Origin of the sequence: Intrasporangium chromatireducens Q5-1 (assembly GCF_000576575.1) — a bacterium.
Lineage (GTDB): Bacteria > Actinomycetota > Actinomycetes > Actinomycetales > Dermatophilaceae > Intrasporangium_A > Intrasporangium_A chromatireducens.
On sequence record NZ_AWQS01000609.1, the window covers coordinates 1 to 388 of the forward strand.

Sequence of the window (388 nt, forward strand, 5' to 3'; positions counted from 1 at the left end):
GGCGGTCCGCGCCGGCCGTCGCGCCGAGTCCTACCCCGCCCGGACGCCGGCCGCCGACGACGAGCGGCCCGAGCCCCCACGCCTCGCGGTCCAGCTCCTCGAGCTCGTCCTCACCCAACCGCCGGCAGGAGCCGAGCAGCGCGACGCCCTCCTGCTCCACTGGCTGCACGCCTGCGAGCGAGCCCGCTGCCGGGTGCCGCCTGCCGTGCTCCCGGACCTGCTCGACCTCGCCACGACGAGCCGTCGCCTGCGCACCGCGACGGCCGCCGTCCTCGGCCAGCGCGGTGCGTGGCTGGCGGGTCAGCGGCAGCCGTGGTGCTGGGCGGGCGAGGCGCGCGCGGCCGGGCGGGCCGAAGAAGCCGCCGACCCGCAGGCCTGGGCCCTGCTG

1 protein-coding gene is annotated in these 388 nt (G+C 79.9%); it reads left to right on the plus strand.

Going from position 1 to position 388, the window contains the following annotated elements; genetic code table 11:
* Positions 1-388, plus strand: a 388-nt coding sequence (locus tag N864_RS25390; RefSeq protein ID WP_034723185.1) for a DUF5691 domain-containing protein, incomplete at both ends; no start/stop codon positions are given.